Origin of the sequence: Pseudomonas sp. UC 17F4, from assembly GCF_900101695.1 — a bacterium.
Taxonomy (GTDB): domain Bacteria; phylum Pseudomonadota; class Gammaproteobacteria; order Pseudomonadales; family Pseudomonadaceae; genus Aquipseudomonas.
In genome coordinates this window covers 25,820-44,179 of record NZ_FNKV01000001.1, presented here as the reverse complement: position 1 = coordinate 44,179, position 18,360 = coordinate 25,820, and the positions used below count along the sequence as shown (strand labels likewise).

Annotated in this window: 18 protein-coding genes and 1 pseudogene; 7 read left to right on the top strand and 12 right to left on the bottom strand. The window is 64.9% G+C overall.

Annotated features, from left to right (window positions below; all coding sequences use genetic code 11):
- Genes BLR26_RS00210 through BLR26_RS00200 form a run of 3 tightly spaced genes read left to right on the top strand, consistent with a single transcriptional unit; the run spans position 1 to position 1,887 of the window.
- Positions 1-888, top strand: a complete 888-nt coding sequence (locus tag BLR26_RS00210; protein ID WP_093376470.1) for a type II secretion system F family protein — start codon at positions 1-3, stop codon at positions 886-888.
- Between the two features lie 14 nt (positions 889-902).
- A complete protein-coding gene (locus tag BLR26_RS00205) occupies positions 903-1,619 on the top strand; it encodes a tetratricopeptide repeat protein (protein WP_093387164.1) in 717 nt (238 codons plus the stop codon).
- A gap of 7 nt (positions 1,620-1,626) precedes the next feature.
- The gene (locus tag BLR26_RS00200) at positions 1,627-1,887 is read left to right on the top strand and encodes a DUF3613 domain-containing protein (protein ID WP_045197046.1); all 261 of its coding nucleotides are present in this window, start codon (positions 1,627-1,629) and stop codon (positions 1,885-1,887) included.
- Between the two features lie 19 nt (positions 1,888-1,906).
- On the opposite strand, the gene BLR26_RS00195 is transcribed toward BLR26_RS00200, so the two are convergent.
- Positions 1,907-2,689, bottom strand: coding sequence for a response regulator transcription factor (locus tag BLR26_RS00195; RefSeq protein ID WP_045197049.1), 783 nt, complete (start codon positions 2,687-2,689; stop codon positions 1,907-1,909).
- A gap of 138 nt (positions 2,690-2,827) precedes the next feature.
- A complete protein-coding gene (locus BLR26_RS00190; RefSeq protein WP_093376466.1) occupies positions 2,828-3,298 on the bottom strand; it encodes an A24 family peptidase in 471 nt (156 codons plus the stop codon).
- Positions 3,299-3,373: 75 nt separating this feature from the next.
- Here BLR26_RS00190 and BLR26_RS00185 point away from each other — a divergent pair, with 75 nt between their 5' ends.
- Positions 3,374-3,817, top strand: a complete 444-nt coding sequence (locus BLR26_RS00185) for a TadE/TadG family type IV pilus assembly protein (protein ID WP_045197053.1) — start codon at positions 3,374-3,376, stop codon at positions 3,815-3,817.
- Positions 3,814-6,510 carry a PAS domain-containing sensor histidine kinase gene (locus tag BLR26_RS00180; protein WP_093376463.1) on the top strand — a complete coding sequence of 899 codons (2,697 nt, stop codon included), beginning with the start codon at positions 3,814-3,816 and terminating at the stop codon, positions 6,508-6,510. The genes BLR26_RS00185 and BLR26_RS00180 overlap by 4 nt, the downstream gene beginning before the upstream one ends.
- Here the strand turns inward: BLR26_RS00180 and BLR26_RS00175 are convergent.
- From BLR26_RS00175 to BLR26_RS00145, 7 genes are all read right to left on the bottom strand, one after another.
- Positions 6,495-8,432, bottom strand: a complete 1,938-nt coding sequence (locus tag BLR26_RS00175) for a pilus assembly protein TadG-related protein (protein ID WP_249744380.1) — start codon at positions 8,430-8,432, stop codon at positions 6,495-6,497. The genes BLR26_RS00180 and BLR26_RS00175 overlap by 16 nt on opposite strands.
- A 103-nt stretch (positions 8,433-8,535) precedes the next feature.
- The gene (locus BLR26_RS00170; RefSeq protein ID WP_093376454.1) at positions 8,536-9,096 is read right to left on the bottom strand and encodes a DUF4136 domain-containing protein; all 561 of its coding nucleotides are present in this window, start codon (positions 9,094-9,096) and stop codon (positions 8,536-8,538) included.
- 19 nt (positions 9,097-9,115) lie between these two features.
- Positions 9,116-9,751, bottom strand: coding sequence for a DUF4136 domain-containing protein (locus BLR26_RS00165; RefSeq protein WP_045197059.1), 636 nt, complete (start codon positions 9,749-9,751; stop codon positions 9,116-9,118).
- Positions 9,752-9,774: 23 nt separating this feature from the next.
- On the bottom strand, positions 9,775-10,524 hold the full coding sequence (locus BLR26_RS00160; RefSeq protein WP_093376449.1) for a methyltransferase domain-containing protein: 750 nt from the start codon (positions 10,522-10,524) through the stop codon (positions 9,775-9,777).
- Complete coding sequence (locus BLR26_RS00155) at positions 10,521-10,826, bottom strand: MazG-like family protein (protein ID WP_045197063.1); 306 nt, start codon at positions 10,824-10,826, stop codon at positions 10,521-10,523. The genes BLR26_RS00160 and BLR26_RS00155 overlap by 4 nt, the downstream gene beginning before the upstream one ends.
- Before the next feature lie 61 nt (positions 10,827-10,887).
- Complete coding sequence (locus BLR26_RS00150; RefSeq protein WP_093376444.1) at positions 10,888-11,742, bottom strand: MaoC family dehydratase; 855 nt, start codon at positions 11,740-11,742, stop codon at positions 10,888-10,890.
- Positions 11,743-11,744: 2 nt separating this feature from the next.
- Positions 11,745-13,097: a 3-oxoacyl-ACP reductase gene (locus BLR26_RS00145; RefSeq protein ID WP_093376441.1), complete on the bottom strand. Its 1,353-nt coding sequence runs from the start codon at positions 13,095-13,097 to the stop codon at positions 11,745-11,747.
- Between the two features lie 116 nt (positions 13,098-13,213).
- On the opposite strand from BLR26_RS00145, the gene BLR26_RS00140 reads away from it, so the two are divergent.
- Positions 13,214-14,491 (top strand): acetyl-CoA C-acetyltransferase, encoded by a 1,278-nt coding sequence (locus BLR26_RS00140; RefSeq protein ID WP_093376436.1) that lies wholly within the window; start codon positions 13,214-13,216, stop codon positions 14,489-14,491.
- Here BLR26_RS00140 and BLR26_RS00135 read toward each other — a convergent pair.
- Positions 14,478-15,500 (bottom strand): bile acid:sodium symporter family protein, encoded by a 1,023-nt coding sequence (locus BLR26_RS00135; RefSeq protein ID WP_093376432.1) that lies wholly within the window; start codon positions 15,498-15,500, stop codon positions 14,478-14,480. The genes BLR26_RS00140 and BLR26_RS00135 overlap by 14 nt on opposite strands.
- Positions 15,501-15,587: 87 nt before the next feature.
- Between BLR26_RS00135 and BLR26_RS00130 the strand changes: the two genes are divergently transcribed.
- On the top strand, positions 15,588-16,376 hold the full coding sequence (locus BLR26_RS00130) for an AraC family transcriptional regulator (protein WP_093376428.1): 789 nt from the start codon (positions 15,588-15,590) through the stop codon (positions 16,374-16,376).
- Positions 16,377-16,379: 3 nt separating this feature from the next.
- Here BLR26_RS00130 and BLR26_RS27605 read toward each other — a convergent pair whose 3' ends face one another.
- Entirely contained in the window at positions 16,380-17,108 is a 729-nt protein-coding gene (locus BLR26_RS27605; protein ID WP_371128660.1) for a methyl-accepting chemotaxis protein, read from the bottom strand.
- A gap of 129 nt (positions 17,109-17,237) precedes the next feature.
- Positions 17,238-18,170: pseudogene (locus tag BLR26_RS27600) on the bottom strand (cache domain-containing protein); the annotation flags it as partial.
- Positions 18,171-18,360 lie beyond the last annotated feature (190 nt).

Here is an 18,360-nt window from a genome sequence, read left to right as displayed (position 1 = left end):
ATGGCCCTGTTGCTCAGTGCCCTGATGCTGTTTGCCGCCTTTGCCTTGCTGCTGGCTCAGTTCCTGCGCCAGCGGCATCGTCAGCGCCTGGTCGCCCAGCGCTTGCAGGGCCAGCTGGGCGCGGACAACCGCTTGGGCAACTGGCTGCAGCAGCTCGGCGCCAGCCGCCTGGGCCAGCGTTCGTTGAATCTGGACGGCGAGACACGTTTGCTGCTTGATCGCATCGGCTGGCGGCGTAGCCGGCAACGGGCGCTGTTCGCTGCCTGCCAGGTGGGGGCGCCGCTTCTGGCGCTGGGCCTGGGAGTGATCGCGCAGGAAACCCTGTACCACACCAGCCAGACCCCGTGGCTGGTACTGCCGCTGTGCGCCATGGGCGCCGGTTACCTGTTGCCCAAGCGCTTGCTGGCCTGGGCGGCGGCGCGCCGTCAGCAGCAGGTGGCCCGGGAGGTGTCGACCTTTATTCCGCTGCTGCGGATCCTGTTCGAGTCGGGCCTGGCAGTGGAGCAGGCCTTGCGCGTGCTGAGCCAGGAATCACGGCAACTGTTGCCGGTGCTGAGTGAGGAGCTGCGGGCGATTCTGCTGCGGGTCGACTCCGGCCTGGCCCTGGCCCCGGAGCTGGAAAAAGCCGCGCAATTGCTCAGCGTCGATGAGTTCAGCGACAGCTGCGTGATCCTCCAGCAACTGCTGAGCCAGGGCGGCGGGGCGATGAAGTCGTTGCTGGCACTCAAGCAACTGCTCGATGACCGGCGCCTGACGCGCATGCAGGAGCGAATTTCGAAGATGTCCGGGAAGATGTCGATAGTGATGATGGTGTTCCTGTTTCCGGCCTTGCTGATTGTGTTGGCAGGGCCCGGTTTCACTGCGTTGGCCAAGGCCTTGGGTTCATGAGCGGAGGGATGTGCATGAAAGCAGTCATGGTGATCATGAGCCTGGCGCTGCTCGCTGGCTGTACCACTCAGGACGGCGCACAGTGGCTGGCCTTGCCGGGTATGCCGGTCAGTTGCAGCAAGCCGGATTCGGCCCAGGAGCTGGCCTTGAGCATGGCCGACGAGATGCTCGCCGAGGGCCGCCCGCATGCCAGCCTGGCGCACCTTGAGGCGTTGCCGGCGGACATGGCCCAGGTGCGCTTGCGCAAGGCCCGGGTGTCGCGCCTGCTCGGGCGCAGCGAAGCCGAGCCGTTGTACCGTAGCCTGCTCGGTGGCTGCCTGGCAGCAGAAGGCGAGCATGGCCTGGGGCAACTGGCCTCGGCCCGTGGCGACAACCTCCAGGCCCAGCGCCACCTGTTGCGCGCGGTGCGCCTGGCGCCGACCGACGAAAAGGTGCGCAACGACCTCGGCGTGGTTTACCTGAACCTGGGTAATGTCGAGCAGGCGCGTTTCGAGTTCCTTACCGCCATCGAGCTCAAGGACAACAACGCCCTGGCGGCGGTCAACCTGGTGAGCCTGCTGTTGTACCAGGACAAGTTCCAGCAGGCCGCCGGCCTGGTCAGCCGCCTGCACCTGACGCCGGCGCAATTCAGTGAAGCCCGGGCGCGCGCCGAGCAACTGAAGAAACCCGCGGCGCGGACCGACCAGGTCGCGGTGGTTACCCCAGAAGCCTCAAGCGTCACCCAACAGTGAGGTCGTGATGAACAGGTCATTGCTCCTGCTTGCCCTCAGCGCACTGCCCCTGGCCGCCCTGGCGCTGGAGGGCGGGCCTTCGTCCAAGGCCCAGCAAACCACCGAAGCCTGGCTGCAGCTGCAGGCGCGCAACCTCGAGGCGTCGAAGATCCCGCAGACGGCCACGCCCAAGGAGCGCGACCAGAGCATGCAGCGCTGGCTCGACAGCTACAAATATGTGATCCCGGACTTCTACCGCTGGGAAAGTACCGGTGCGTCCGACAAGTGACTCAGCCGCCAAAGCGCACTCAGTGCGCCGTGACTCGCTGATGCAGGGGCGAGGAGCCGGGTGACAACGCCAGCGCCAGCTGGGTGCGGTTGTGCATGTGGGTCAGGCGCAGCACCTGCGACACGTAGAGTTTCACGGTGTTCTCGGTGATGCCCAGTTCGCAGGCGATCTGGTAGTTGGTCTTGCCCTTGCTGACCAGTTTGGCCACGTCCAGCTGGCGCGGTGACAACTTGTCGAACAGCGCTGGCAGGTTGTCGCTTTCAGCTTCCGGCTCGATATCGCTGGCGCGCCGGTGCGCACCGAGCCCGCGGGCCTTGTCCAGGTCCTGGTAGAGATCGTCGATCGACTCGGCGAGAAACTGCAGTTTCTGGTTCAGGTCACCCAGGTGCTGGTAGCTGCGGCGCCGCTCCAGCACGGCGGCCTCCTGGCGTTGTACCCCTTCAAGCAGCTCGTTGAGGTCGACCGGTTTTTGATAGTAGTCGGCAAAGCCTTCGCGCAGCGCCTTGATCACGTCCTGCTTGGCCGCGCGCCCGGTGAGCATGATCGCTTCGAACTGACGCTGCGGCCCGGCAATGGCCTTGAGCGCGCGCATCAGTTCGAGGCCATCGCAGTCGGGCATGTGCAGGTCGCACACCACCAGGGCAATCTCCTGATCGACACTGAACTGCTCGATGGCCTGGGTACTGGAATGACAGGGCAGGCAACGGTAGCCGCTGCCCTGGAGAAATTCGCACAACTCTTCGACTATCAGTGGCTGGTCGTCCACGACCAGCACCTTCAACTCACTGACTGGCTTGCTCACATGCAACTCCCTGCGCTATTCGCCTTGGTGTTCCCGCGGCCAGGTCGAGCCTGGATCCATTCCTGGCACACACTAGAAAGTAGTCGCACTTTTTGACTATGTACAAGGTTTGTACATCCTTTTGCGTGCGGTATTCGGCTAATTGATCCAGACCGCCGCCAGTAGAAAACCGACTAGCAGGAATGGCGCGAACGGCTGTTTTTTTGACGATTCTTCGCTCAATTGCTTCAGACGGTTCTTAACCTTCTGACTTAAAAGGGACCACAGCCAACGGCGGCTGAGCAGCCAGGCGACAACTGCGACCCCGGCACCGATAAATGTCCCCAACAGGTGCATGCGATCAGTGGCCAGGGCCAGGGCACCGAGCAATTTCACATCGCCGGCGCCGAGGCGGCCAAGCATGTAGCCGGGCAGGGTCAGCAGCATGACGATGGCCAGCGCCAGGCCGCCTTCACTGGCCTCGGCGCCAATCCAGGTGTGTCCGGTAACGAACAGGTAGCCCAGGGCGCAGGCGGCGGCGCCGAGGGTCAGGGTATTGGCGATCTGGCGTTCGCGCAGATCTTGTTCAGAGCACAAGGCAAGCCACAGCAGCAGAACAATGCTTTGCATTGGCGAAAGGCCATCCCTTTGTGGTGAATGATTCTATGCTGTCTTTCAGGTGTCACTGTCAGGGTAGACGCGATCATGCAAGCAAGCCTGTGCAAGCGGCAAAAAGGCGCGGCAGCCCTCGAGTTTGTCGCGGTATTCGTGATCTTCTTCGCGGTCTTCTACGGGGTGGTCAGCTACGGCCTGCCGATGCTGATGCTGCAATCGTTCAACCAGGCCAGCAGTGAAGCGGTACGCCGCTGTGTGGCGCTGGATCCTGCCAGCGCCACTTACGGCGCTGATGTCGAGGCGCTGGCCAAGCGCGTGCTCGGCGAGCAACTGGCGTGGATGCCAGCGCCGTTGGCTTTCCAGTTCAGCAGCGATGCCAAGGTTGTCCTTACCCCGGGCAAGCTGCTGACGGTGAAGATCAACTACGCCAAGAGCAAACTGACGGCGGTATTGCCGGTACTGAAACTGCCGGGCATCGGTGAGGTGCCGCGCCTGCCCGACAGCCTCAAGGCCGAAGCGAGCCTGCAGCTGTGAGTGGCGGGCAAAGCCTGTTCGAGCGCTGGCGCGGGCGCGCGGCGCCGGTCGAAGAGCCCGTGGCGCAAGCCCCCGAGGTGCCGGCGGTGGGCCTGCAACTGTGGCTCGATGGCGCGGCCAGGGTGTTGCGCCAGGCCGGCCCGCTGCGCGCGGCGCTGGCGCTGCCGACCCAGGCCGGGGTACGTCTGCACGACTACGTGCAGCCCTACAGCCTGCTGGTGCTCGAAGGCGAGCCGGCAGACTGGCAGGGGCAGCTTCTGGAACTGGACTTCAAGGCGGCCGGTGGCCACACCTTGCACACCCGCGGCTGGTTGCAAGCCCAGGGCGATGGCTGGTTGTTGCAACTATTCGATATCGGCGACCTGTTGCTGCACCGCCAGCAAGCCCTGGCTGCCGAGCGCCAGCAACACCTGACTGCGCACCTGGCCTGCGCCTTGCGCGCCTGCAGCATCGAACGCCTGCAAGCGGTGGCCGAAGAACAGCTCAACTGGCTGGTACGCCACTGGCGGGCCCGTGGCGCGGGAGTGCTGGTGCAAACCGAGCAGGGCTGGCAGATCTACGCCTGCAGTGGCGATGCGCTGCACTGGCTGCGTGACGAACAGCTTGCGCCGTTGCTCGATCGGCAGTTGCCGGCGAGCATGCTAAGCAGTGCCAGTGAGCCCGCGCTACAGGCCCTGTTTCCAGGGCTGGCGACTTACCTGTTGGCGTTTGCCCAGGGCCAGGTCAACCAGGCCTGGCTGATCTGCATCGAGCCGCAAGAGGTGCTGCAGGCCGAGGATGCCCTGCTGGTCGCCGCCGCCTTTGTCGAACCGCTGCTCGCTCGCCTGGCTGCGCACCAGTTGCACCAGCAGAGCGAGCGCCTGGACAGCCTGCAGCTGCAGTTGGGGGCCGGCTGGTGGCAATGGCGTCTGGACGAGCCGCAGTTGCATCTGGACCCGGCACTGGCCCAGAGCCTGGGCGTTCCGGCGGCGCTTACCCTTAACCAATGGCTGAGCCGCGTGCACCCGGCAGACCGCGAGGCGGTCCAGCTGGCGTTTGCCGAGCTGCAGCGCCAGGGCTGCGCCTTGCAACTGAGCCTGCGCCTGCTTGATCACAGCACCCAGGCGCAGCCGCGCTGGTATCGCTTGTGCGGCCAGGTGCACGGCAGCGGCGGCAATCGCCGGGTGCAGGGTTTTATGCTCGACATCAGCGACATCAAGGCGCAACAGCTGCAGGCCAGCGCTGCCCAGGCGCGCCTGGAAAACCTGATCGCCAGCTCGCCAGCGGTGATCTACATCCAGCGCTACGCCGAGGGCGCATTGCTCACCGAGTTCTGCAGCGCCAGCCTGACGCCGATGCTCGGCTGGCAGCCGCTGGCCGGCGAGCCCCTGCAACCGGGGCAGTGGCTGCACGCCGATGATCAGCTGCTGTGGCTGGAGCGCACGCGCATGCTCTTGCAGCACGGCCAGAGCCGCAGCCGCTATCGCCTGCGTGATCAGCATGGCGGTTATCACTGGGTACTGGATGAAGCGCGCCTGCTGCGCGATGACCTCGGTTTGCCGGTGGAGGTGGTGGGCATCTGGCTGGACGTCAGCGAGGCCACCGAGGCTACGGAAAAAATGCGCCAGAGCGAGGAGCGCTACCGGGTGTTGGTCGAGGATTCACCGGCGATGATCTGCCGCTACCGGCCGGACCTGAGCCTGGTGTTCGGCAATCAGCCTTTGGCTGATTACCTGGAATGCCCGCCCGCGCAACTGGCCGGCGTGAACCTCGGCCAGTGGCTGTCCGCGACCCAGCGCCAGGCCTTTGTCGAACGCCTGGCGGGCTTGACCCCGGAGCAGCCGGTGAGCAGCGCCGAGATCTGCCTGCAACTGCCAGGGCGCGAGCATGCCTGGTGGTTGTGGTCTGATCGTGGGTTATTCGACGAGCACGGCCAGTTGCAAGAAATCCAGGCGGTGGGCCGCGACAACACGCAAGTGCGGCGCACCCAGCAGCAACTGCTGCAAAGCGCGAAAATGGCCACCCTCGGCGAAATGGCCACCGGCCTTGCCCATGAGATCAACCAGCCGCTCAACGTCATGCGCATGGCCGTGGTCAACGCGCTCAAGCGTCTGGAAAACGGCAATGCCGAGGTCGACTACCTGCAAGACAAACTAAAACGTATCGATGCCCAGGTGCTGCGCGCCTCCAAAGTAGTCGACCACATGCGCGTGTTCGGTCGGCGTTCGGAGCTTGAGCAGCAACCGTTCGTGCCCTGGCAGGCGGTGGAGGGCGCCCTGTCGTTGCTGGCCGACGGCTTGCGCGCCAAGGGCGTGGAATTGCATGTGCAGGCACCTGGGCAGCAGGTGCAGGTCAGTGGTCATCAGGATCAGCTGGAACAGGTGCTGATCAACCTGCTGGTCAACGCCCGCGATGCCCTGTTGGCCCGACGCGAGCAGCACCGCGAGCTGCAGCCGTGGATTGCCGTGAGGCTGGAGCAGGATGCCCGGCAGGTGCGGTTGCTGGTCGAGGACAACGGCGGCGGCATCGAGCCGCGTTTGCTCGAACGCATCTTCGAGCCGTTCTTCACCACCAAGCCGGTGGGCGTTGGCACTGGCCTGGGGCTGTCGGTGAGCTACGGCATCATCGACACCATGGGCGGCAGCCTGAGTGTCGAGAACGCCGAGCTGGGGGCGCGGTTCTGTATCGAGTTGCCGGTCTACAGCACCAGTTGAGCGCGGGAGCTGGAGCAGGTCAGGTTGGCACTGACCTCGACCGTGTTCAAGTCGATGCCGAGGACCTTGAGCAAGGCGTTGAGCAGGGGATCGACCAGCGGGCTGAGCAGGTTCTTGATCATCGGTTTGAGGATATTCGTCACCCCGGTCAGCACGCTGCTGGCAACACTGAGGATCTCGCCCAGCACATCACCGTTCTGTGGTTTGTAGACCTGCAAAGGAAGGGTATCGATGGTGGTGCTCAGGCTTTGCACCACGTTGATCGGTTGCATGCTCAGGTAAGGCGCAGGCTTGCCGATCTCCGGCAGGTTGGCGCCACTGAACAGCAGGTTCTCGTGGCGTGACAGTACCTGCAGCGGATCCGGCTTGATGCCCACGCCCCCGCCTACCCAGGGCACCCGGGTTGCGCATTTGGGAAACAGCCCGAGCACACTGGTGCAGATGTTGGTACCGATATCGATCAGCGGGATCGGGGTGACCGTGCCGCTACCGGTGCTGAAGAAGGTCGCCGGGTTGTCGATCTTGCCGATGGTGACCGTGGCTGCCGCGCTGTCGGTTGACGCAGTCAATTGCTTGTCGGGGCTGCAGCGGTAGGCGCTGACACGGCTGGTCGCCTTGACCGTGTCGATGCTGATATCAATGCGCGCAGCTTTGCTCAGGGCTTCGATGTCACTGACCTTGCACGGCACGCCGAGTGCGCAGGTCAGGGACTGTACGGTGCCCAGCAGGTTCAGGTGCAGCAGGTTGTTAAGGATATTGGTCAGCGGTGCGGCCAGCTTCAGCACCTCCGTGACGATACCGCCGAGGGTATCGACTACCGGCGTATTCAGCGACACCAGGGTGCGGATCTGTGCAGTCTGCACGCTGATGTCGTCGGTCTGCGGATTGCCGATGGCGGAAATTCGCGGCGGCTCGATGACCTTGATCTGCACCTTGCCGCTGACCAGCCCCAGGGCATTGAAGGGCAACTCGACCGAAGCGGCATTGTACTTGTCGGCCAGCAGGATCACCCCTTGCACCAGTTGCAGCAATTGCAGGCTGGTGTCCAGCCCGGCCTTGGCGGTGCCGGCCTGGATATCGAGGATTTCGTTGAGCTTGAGCACGCGGTTGTCATCGGTGGCGACGGTGAGCTTGCCCAGGTTGGTGGCGACGTCGATGGCGGTGTTGCTGCCTTGTTTGAATACGTCGATTGCCGCCTGGATCAGTTGCGTGGCCGACAGCTGCTTACCCAGCAGCTCGTCGTAGTTGCCGGCTTGTACACTGACGTTAATTGCCAGTTGGTCCAGGTACTTGAGCAGGTTGATATCCGTGTTGGCCAGGCCTTGCCAGCCCAGGGCATCCAGTTGCACCCGCCCACCCAACGGATCGAGCAGGGCATTGAGCAATGCCGACTTGCGTGAGTCGATGTCGGCCAGGGTTGTACGGATGCGCAATACGGCCAAGGGTGGCTTCGGCGTCGCCGCCACGGCCTGGGCCGTGAGGTTGGTGGTGGTAGGCAGGGTATTGCCGCGAACCAGCGCCTGCACCCCTGCGGCGATGCTGGTGGGCACGCTGTTCTGGGCGATAACCCTGATCGCATCGTTGCGTGCGGGGTTGACGGTAAAACGGCGCAGGCTGTCGACGCCGGTCTGCAGGGTGCCGCAAGCGGTGGCCAGGGTTCGCCCTTCGGCCAGGGTAAAACCATTGCGGCTGGCGCTGGTTTGGGCCAGGGCAGCGGCCTGGGGCCCGGGGCCGCTGCACACGGCGCTTTGCCCGGCTGCCTCCAGTGCCGCCATATCGACCACCCGCTGCAACTTGCGCTGCTCCAGGTAGAGCCGCCCGCTGTCGACCACCAACAGCCCGAACAATAAGGCCATGCCCAGGGTCAGGGCGGCGATCAAGCCGATGGCGCCACGTTGCCGTGCTGGAAAGCGAGTAGACACGAGCACTCCTTTGCCGGCCCAAGGCCGCGCGGGGCAGCAGCAGTGCAAAGGAGTGTAGACAAGATAATGGCCAGTCGCCTGCATGGCGACTGGCGGGTGGGGTTCAGCGTGGTGGGTAGTTGCCCATCAGCTTGGCGACGGTGTTCTGGATTGCCGAGTTGCGCTCTTGCGGGCTTGGCGGGTAGTTGTTCATGATCTGCTCGGCACTGCCGCGCCACACCAGCTTGCCGTCGCGGGCGTCGAACAGGTCGACCTGGATGGTTGCCACCTTGTAGTCGACGCTGCGGGTTTCGTTGTACATCGGCCCACCCCAGTAGCCGCCCCAGTAGCCACCCCAGGCGCCGCCATAATTGGTCGTGACTTGTTGCTGGCGGTTCTCGACGATCAGGTAGGACTGCACCTTGAGGTCCGGGCGGCTGTTGCCCTGGGCCGGGCGCAGGCCACGCTGGTCAAGCTGGCCGGCCACCGCCTGGCGGATGCGTTGTTCGGTGAGGTCGCTCTTGATCCGCGGGTCATCCGGGCGGTATTGCAGCCCCGGCTCCTGCCAGGCCCAGCTGCGGTAAGCGGCGAAGTCGCGGCTGGCGTCGAAATCCTGGGTGACATTGTTGCTCTGGCAGGCGCCGAGCAGCAGCGCGAGCGAGAGTAAAGCGAGACGGCGCAACATGATGGTTCTCCGATTACCTTTAACTGGGAGGATAGCTGGCCAGGGCCTTTTGCACCGATTCGCGCACCGCGTCCGCGCGCTTGCCCTGGGAGTCCTGGCTGGCGGTCTCGGCGCTGGCGCTCCAGACTGGCTGGCCGTCGCGGGCGTCATACAGCTCGACGTGCACCACCATCACTTCGACCTCGTATGTGCGCACCAGCGGCACGCTGGCGTAGGCCCCGTAGCCATTGTGATAGCGGCCAAAACTGCCGTAGCCGCCGTAACCACCATAGGGGTAGTTGTCGTAGGGGTAGTAGTCTTCGCGCACCTGGCGCAGGCGCCGTTCCAGGCGCAGGTCGGCGCTCACCAGCAGGTCGCCTGCCTGGCCATTGCGCGCCGGGCGCAGGCCGCGCTGGTCGAGGGCGTTGCTGACCGCATCGGCCAGCTGTGCAGGCTCTGCATAGGTGCTGCCCGCCGGCAACTGGCCGTTGAGCCAGGCCCAGCTGCGGTAGCGGGCGTAGTCGCGCGGCGCGGCCGGGTAGGCGCTGGCATCGAAGGTCGTGGCGGCCTGTGCGGGGGCCGGGGGCAACGGGCGGGAGCTGGCCACATACGGGTTGCTGCCCTGGCAGGCGGCCAGGGCCAGGCACAGCAGGCCCAGGGTCAAACGGTACGGCATGTCACCCTCCCGGTGGGTGCGCTTCAGCGCGGTCGGCAGATCCAGTGCAGGTAGCGGCCCAGGCCGGCGAAGGCCGGGTGACGACGATGCGCCAGTTCCATTTCCAGCAGGTCGAGCAGCTCGGCCTTGGCCTGGAAATCGCGGGGCATGTAGTCGTGGAAAACCCGTACGCCGCTTTCACTTTCGACCTGCCACAAGCCTTCAAGTTGCGCCTTGAGCGTGCGTGGATCAAGTGGTTTTTGCGGGGTCAGGCTCTGCTTTTCACCGGCCAGCTCGTTGCTGCGCAACTTGCGGAAATGGCCCTTGAGCAGGTTGCGGTACACCAGCGCGTCGCGGTTGTAGAACGCCAACGACAGCAGGCCATCGGTGCGGGTCAATTGATGCAGCACCGGCAGGATGGCCTCAGGTTCGGCCAGCCATTCCAGTACCGCGTGGCACAGCACCAGGTCATAGGGCTCGGTCAACTGGCCGAGCAGGTCCTGCCACGGTGCCTGGATGAAGGTGGCTTGCTGGCCGGCTTCGGCAAAGCGCTCTCGGGCGCCGTCGAGCATCGGCGCGGCGGGTTCGGCCAGAGTCACCTGGTGCCCGCGCTGGGCCAGCCATAGCGACATATGACCCAGGCCCGCGCCGATATCCAGTACCCGCAGCGGGCGATCAGGGAGCGCTTCGGCGAGGTCCGCCTGGAGTACTGCCAGGCGGATCGCGCCTTTGGCACCGCCATAGATTTTTTCGGCAAAACGGGTCGCCAGCTCATCGAAGTGACGGTCGTTCATTTGGCAAAACGCCTTTCGCTGTCGGCCAGTTTGCTTCTGACCACCTGCTCCATGTCCAGGCCCAGCTCGCTGCACAGCAGCAACAGGTAGAGGACGATATCGCCGACTTCCTGGCCGGCGTGTTCCAGCTGCTCGGGCGGTAACTGGCGCGACTGGTCTTCAGTCAGCCACTGGAATATTTCCACCAGCTCGGCCATCTCGACGCTGGCGGCCATGGCCAGGTTCTTCGGGCTGTGAAAGCCGCGCCAGTCGTTGTTGTCGCGGATGCGGTGCAGGCGTTCGGTCAGTTCTTGCAAATTCATCGGGGCTCTCCTCAAGCGGCATAGCTTCAGGCGGGCGCCGTCGCAACGCAAGAGGGCGCTGTCAGCTCAGTGGCCGCCAGGCGCCGCGCATGTGCACCAGCTCGCCATGGCCGTCGAGCTGCAACTGGCCCTCGGCCGCGGCCGGGCTGGCATTGAGGATCACCTCGCTGGGCAGGCGCACCGGTTTAACGAAGCCCACCCCTATCTCATAGCCACTGACCGGCAGGTGCCCGCGCAAGGCGGCCAGGGCCATGGCCTTGCTCCACATGCCATGGGCAATGGCGGTAGGAAAGCCGAACAGCCTGGCGCTGGCGGCACTGAGGTGGATCGGGTTGTAGTCGCCGCAGACCCTGGCGTAACGCCGGCCGATATCGCTGTCGGCGTACCAGCGGGTCAGTTCGCTCAAGGGCAGGGTTTCGGGCTCGTCTACCGCAGGCGCGTCGCCGCTCAGTTTCAGCCCTCGGCAGAGCATGCGGCTGGTTTCGGACCAGATCAGGCCGAGGCCGTCTTCGGCTTCGGTGATCAGGTCGCAGGTGGCGCCTTTTTCATGGGGCTGCAGGTTCTCTACATGCACGCTAAAACGCAGGCGACTGATGCCGCCCAGCGGGCGCAGCACACGAATGCTGTTGTGCAGGTGCACCAGCCCCAGCAGCGGCAAGGGAAAGTCCTTTGCGGTCAACAACTGCATCTGCAGGGCGAAGGCCATGACATGCGGGAAGGTCGGCGGCAGGCGCCCGTCGTCGCTGAAATGGCAGAGTTTGCGGTAAGCCTCAAGCTGCTGCGGGTCGACGCTCAAGTGGCAGCGCAAGCCAGTGCCGGGCAGGCGGTCGCCGCTGATCTTGCGCTTGCGCGCGGCGCGCAGGTACAGCCCGGAAAGCGCCGCCGTGCTGCCCAACTCGATCCATGTGCGGCTCATGTTCAGGCCCCCATCACGGCTTGGCCGCAAACCCGCAGCACCTGGCCATTGACCGCGCCGCTGCCCGGTTGCGCCAGCCACGCCACCGCTTCGGCGACATCCTCGGGCAGGCCGCCCTGGCCCAGCGAACTCATGCGTCGCCCCGCTTCGCGCAGGGCGAAGGGAATTGCCGCGGTCATGCGTGTTTCGATAAACCCGGGGGCCACGGCGTTGATGCTGGCGCCGCGCTCGGCCAGCTTCGGTGCCCAGGCCTGGGCCAGGCCGATCAGCCCGGCTTTGCTGGCGGCGTAATTGGCCTGGCCACGGTTGCCGGCGATGCCGCTGATTGAAGCGAGCAGCACGATACGTGCGTTGTCGTGCAGGGCGCCGCTGTCGAACAGCGCCTGGGTCAGCAGTTGCGGGGCCTTGAGGTTGACCGCCAGCACTGAGTCCCAGAATTCCGGGGTCATGTTGGCCAGGGTCTTGTCGCGGGTAATGCCGGCGTTGTGCACGACGATGTCGATGCCGTCGGGCAGTCCTTCAAGCAATTGTGCCGGGGCGTCCGTCGCGCAGATGTCCAGGGCCAGGCTGCGCCCGCCCAGGCGCGCGGCCAGGGCCTCGAGGTCGGCCTTGGCCGGCGGTACATCGAGCAGGATCACTTCGGCGCCATCGCGGGCCAGGGTTTCGGCAATCGCCGCACCGATGCCACGGGCGGCGCCGGTGATCAGCGCCTTGCGCCCGGCCAGCGGCCGGCTCCAGTCCTGGACCGCTGTGCCGCAGGCCTCCAGGCGCAGGACCTGGCCAGAGATGAACGCGCTTTTGGGCGAAAGAAAGAATCGCAGGGCGCCTTCGAGTTGATCTTCGGCCGCTTCGTTCACATACAACAGTTGCAGGGTGCCGCCGGCGCGCAGTTCCTTGGCCAGCGAGCGGCTGAAGCCTTCGAGGGCACGCTGGGCAACCTGCGCCAGCGGGTCATCGAGTTGTTCCGGGGCGCGGCCGAGAATGACGATATGGGCGCTGGGCGCCAGGCTGCGCAGCAGCGGCTGGAAGAATTCGCGCAATTGCTTGAGCTGGTCGATATCGTCCAGTTCGCTGGCATCGAACACCACCGCCTTGAGCTTGGGCCCCAAGCCCGCCACCCATTCGCTGGCCTCAAGGTCGGGGCTGGCAAAGCTGTACAACTCATCGGTCAGGCGCTTGGCGAAGGTTTCGACGGTCTTTGCCAGCGACCCGCCACCGAGCAGCAGGGCGCCCTCGATCGGCCGCAGGCGGCCGGCTTGCCAACGTTCCAGGCGCGCCGGGCTGGGCAGGCCGACGGCACCTACCAGACGGCGGCCAAGGTCGGAGTTGGCGAAGTCGATATAGCGGTCGCTCATGTGCGGTTCTCCCTGAAATAGCTTCAAAGTGTGGACCATGATTGGCCATTGGTCGTTCGACTGGGCAAAAAACACCTACGCTGTAGCGGACCGTTTCGTAAAAGAGGATGTTACGTATGCGCTCATTGCGCCGGGTCGCGATCATTGGCGGCAATCGAATTCCGTTCTCCCGCTCCAACGGCCCTTATGCCAAGGCCAGCAACCAGGCAATGTTCACCGCTGCCCTCGAAGGGCTGATCGAGCGCTACAGCCTGCATGGCCTGCGTTTGGGCGAGGTGGTGGGCGGCGCGGTGCTCAAGCATTCGCGTGACATGAACATCAGCCGCGAAAGCGTGCTCGGCTCGCGGCTATCGCCGCAGACACCGGCCTACGACGTGCAACTGGCCTGTGGCACGGGGCTGGAAACGGCGCTGCTGGTGGCCAACAAGATTGCCCTGGGGCAGATTGACAGCGCCATTGCCGGTGGCGTCGACACCACCTCCGATGCACCGATTGCGGTCAATGAAGGGCTGCGCCAGATACTGCTGCAAGCCAACCGCGCGCGCAGCACCGCCGACAAGCTCAAGGCCTTCTTGCACCTGCGCCCCGGGCATCTGAAGCCCGAGTTACCGCGCAATGGCGAAGCGCGCACCGGCCTGTCCATGGGCCAGCACTGCGAGCTGATGGCGCAGACCTGGCACATCCCCCGCCAGGATCAGGACGAACTGGCCCTGCGCAGCCACCACAACCTGGCCGCGTCGTTTGCCGAAGGCTGGCACGACGACCTGCTGACCCCGTTCCTGGGCCTGACCCGCGACAACAACCTGCGCCCGGACCTGACCCTGGAGAAACTCGCCAGCCTCAAGCCGGTGTTCGAGCGCAGCGACAAGGGCACGCTGACACCCGGCAACGCCACACCGCTGACCGACGGCGCCTCGGTGGTGCTGCTGGGCAGTGAAGACTGGGCCCGCGAGCGCGGCTTGCCGGTGCTGGCCTATCTGGTCGATGGCGAAACCGCCGCAGTGGATTTCGTCAAAGGCCATGAAGGGCTGCTGATGGCCCCGGCCTATGCCGTGCCCCGCTTGCTGGCGCGCAACGGCCTGAGCCTGCAGGATTTCGACTACTACGAAATCCACGAAGCCTTTGCCGCGCAGGTGCTGTGCACCCTCAAGGCCTGGGAAGACCCCGAGTACTGCAAGACCCGTCTGGGCCTGGATGCCGCACTGGGCTCAATCGACCGCAGCAAGCTCAACGTCAAGGGCAGTTCGCTGGCTGCCGGGCATCCCTTCGCCGCCACCGGCGGGCGCATTCTGGCCAACATGGCCAAGCTGCTGGCCAATGCCGGCAAGGGCCGTGGCCTGATCTCGATCTGCGCCGCCGGCGGTCAGGGGGTAACGGCGATCATCGAGCGTTGACCAGCGCCGCCGGGCTGGCTTGCCGGGCCGGGCGACTGGCGTAGTGCTCGGCCATGATCGAGCAGACGATCAGCTGCAACGGGTGGTAGATCATGATCGGCAACAGGATCAGCCCCAGCCCCGGGTGCCCGGCGAAAATCAGCGCGGCCATCGGTGCGCCAGCAGCGAGGGATTTTTTGCTGGCACAGAACACCGCCGCAATCTCGTCCGCCGGGCTGAAGTTCAGGGCCCGCGCGGTGCGGGTGGTCAGCAGCAGAATCAACCCCAGCAGCACGGCGCTGCCCACCAGGGCCATGGCGATTACCGAGGCGCCTTGCTGCTGCCACATGCCCGAAACCATCGAGTTGCAGAACGCCGCATACACCAGCAGCAGGATCACCAGCTTGTCCATGACATTGGTGTAGCGCTTGTGCCGGGCGAAAAAGCGCCCGAACCAGGGCCGCAGCAACTGGCCGAGCAGCAGCGGCAGCAACAGGAGTGCGCACAGGTCGAGCAGGGTTGCGCCCAGATCAATGCCGTCGCTGCCGCTGCCGAGCACCAGGCTCACCAGCCAGGGGGTGAGGAAGATCCCCAGCACGCTGGACAGGCTGGCATTGAGGATCGCCGCCGGCACGTTGCCGCCGGCACTGCCGGTCAGTGCCACCGACGAGGAAATGGTTGAGGGCAGGGCACACAGATAGAAGAAACCCAGCATCAGCAGCGCCGGCAACTGGCTGCCGAGCACTTTATTGCCCAGCCACCACAGCAGCGGGAAGACCAGGAAGGTAAAGCCCTGGACCATCAGGTGCAGGCGCCAGTTCTTCAGGCCGTGGCGGATCTGTTCACTGGACAGGTTGATGCCGTGCAGGAAGAACACCAGGAACACGCCGACATTGATCACCACCTCGGCATGCAGCGCTCCGCCGCTACGGCCGAACTGCGGGAACAGCCAGGCGAGGAAGGTGGCGAGGAACATGCCGCAGAGGAACCAGTCGGTTACTACGCGTTTGAGGTGTTTGAGCGCTTGCATAGGCGGGCCTGCGAATCATTTTGTATTCATCGAGCCCAGAGGCTACGCTCGGCAAGTGCTTACCGTCTTGCGACATAAGGCCAACTGATGCCGAGTAACGGACAAAAACTCAACGCTCGGGCGATTCCCCAATTGGAGCGCTTGCCCCGGCCCCTGTATGCCCGCGCCGAAAGCCTCGGTGCCGGCTCGTGGACGCCACGCCACCGGCATGACTGGGTGCAGTTCTCGTATGCGATCAGCGGCGTGCTCGGGGTCTATACCGCTGACGGCAGCTACTTTGCCCCACCGCAGTGGGGGGTATGGATTCCGGCCGGAGTCGAGCATGAGGTGCTGACCTCGATGCAGGCCGAGATGCGCAGCCTGTATGTTCGCCGCGGAGAAGCCAGCTGGGCCCCGGGGCAGTGCCGGGTGCTGGAGGTGACACCGCTGGCCCGCGAGCTGATCAAGCAGTTCTGCCTGTTGCCGGTGGACTATGCCGAGGGCGACAGCGCCGAGGCACGGCTGGTCGCGGTGTTGCTCGACCAGTTGCGGGCGCTGCCGGAGGTGGGCTTTTCGCTGCCGTTGCCGCAGCACCCGCGCTTGCTCGAGCTGTGTAACGAACTGCTCGAACAGCCCGAGCAGGGCCAGACGCTCGCGCAGTGGGCGCAGCGCCTGAACACCTCGGAAAAAACCCTGACGCGCCTGTTCCAGCGCGAAACCGGCCTGAGCTTTCGCGGCTGGCGCCAGCGCATGCGCCTGTTGTCATCGCTGACTGCGCTGGAGGCTGGGCACAGCGTCACCGAAGCCGCGCTGGGCTGCGGTTACGACTCCACTTCGGCCTACATCGCCGCCTTCAAGGGCCTGTTCGGCTTTACCCCGGGCGAGCTGCGCCTGTAGCCCTCAGGTGCGAAAGCGCCGTACCAGCGCATCCAGTTCGTTGGACAAGCCGGCCAGGCTCTGCGAGTCCTGGCGCGCCGAATTGGCCAGCTCCGCCACCAGCTGTGCATCACCATGGATCTGGCTGATATGGCGGTTGATGTCCTCAGCCACCTGGTGCTGCTCTTCGGCGGCGGTGGCGATCTGCGTGTTCATGTCGCGGATGATGTCCACCGACTCGCGGATCTGCCCGAAGCTGTTGCGCGCCTGGCCGATACGGCTGACCGACTGTTGCGACACTTCCAGGCTGGCGTGCATCTGCTGGGCCACTTCACTGGTGCGGTTGGCCAGGTTGCCGAGCAGGTGGTCGATCTCGGCCGTGGAGTCGGCAGTGCGCTTGGCCAGCGCCCGCACTTCGTCGGCGACCACGGCAAAGCCGCGGCCCTGTTCACCGGCGCGCGCAGCTTCGATGGCGGCGTTAAGGGCCAGCAGGTTGGTTTGCTCGGCAATCGAGCGGATGGTGCCGAGGATCGACTGAATGGCATTGCTGTCGCGCTCCAGTTGCTGCATCGACTGCGCCGACTGTTCGATCTCCTGACTCAGGCGATCAACACTTTGCACTGCCGCGTCGATCTGCTGTTGGCCTTCGCGGGCCTGCTGCTGGCCGCTGTCGGCGGAATCGGCGGCCTGGCTGCAGGAGCGGGCGACTTCGTTGGCGGTGGCGACCATTTCGTGGAAGGCGGTCGAGACCATGTCCACCGCTTCGCGCTGGCGCCCGGCGGCTTCGGCCATGTCATGGGAAACCTGGGTCGAGCTGCTGGAGGTGGCGAGGATTTTGTTCGCCGCCTGGCCGATGCTCTGGATCAGGTTGCGGATCGCGGCCAGGAACTGGTTGAACCAGTTGGCCAGTTGTGCGGTTTCGTCGCGCCCGCGCACCTCCAGGCTGCGGGTCAGGTCGCCTTCACCCTGGGCGATGCCTTCCAGGCCGCTGGTGACGCTGTGGATCGGGCGCACGATGAGCTTGGCAAAAGTCGCACCGACCAGGGCGAACACCGCCGCCAGCACGATGGCGATAGCGGCGACCAGCCAGGTCAGCTGGGTGGCGGTGTGCATCACTTCGTCATGGCGGATCAGGCCGATGAAATTCCAGCCCAGTTGCTCCGAAGGCCAGATGTTGGCCATGTAGCGTTCGCCGTCCAGCTCGACTTCGACCAGGCCCTTGCCGGCCTTGGCCAGTTGCGCGTATCCCTCGCCGAGGCTGCCCAGCTGCTTGAAGTTGTGCCCCGGATCGCGTGGGTCGACCAGCACGTTGCTGTTGTCTTCGAGCAGCATCAGGTAGCCGCTTTCACCGAGCTTGATCTGCTTGACGATCTCGGTCAGCTGCTTGAGCGAGACGTCGATATTGACCACGCCGCCGGGGTTGCCGAGCTGGTTGGCCACGGCGCGCACGGTGCTCACCAGCACGGCGTCATCGCCGGCCCAGTAATAGGCGTCGGTGCGCAGGGTCTTGCCCGGGGTGGCCATGGCCGCCTGGTACCAGGGGCGTTGGCGCGGGTCGTAGTTGGCCATTTTCGCATCGCCCGGCCAGAACGCGTAACCGCCATCGCTCAGACCGTAGGACACGTAGGAGTAGGCCGGATGACTGGCGGCGAGGCTGGCAAAGAAGTCGTAGAGTTTCTTGTCATGCTCGCCCAGGGCGATTTTCGCGGCATCGGCGCCCAGGTACTTTTTCACCTCGCCGCCGGTAGCGCTGACCAGTGGCTGGGCGGCCAGGTAGTCGACGTTCTGGCTGATGCCTTCGAAGAACAGTTGCATGGCGTTGGCCACCTGGCGGATCTCGCGGCTGCTGCCGTCGACGAAGCCTTCGCGAGCTTCACTGCGCAGGTTGAGGACCACCAGGGTGGCGACCAGAATCACCGGCAAGCCGGCGATTACGGCGAAGGCCCAGGTCAGTTTTTGTTTTATGTTCATCCGCGCTCCAGAATTTTTCTTGTAAACGTACGAG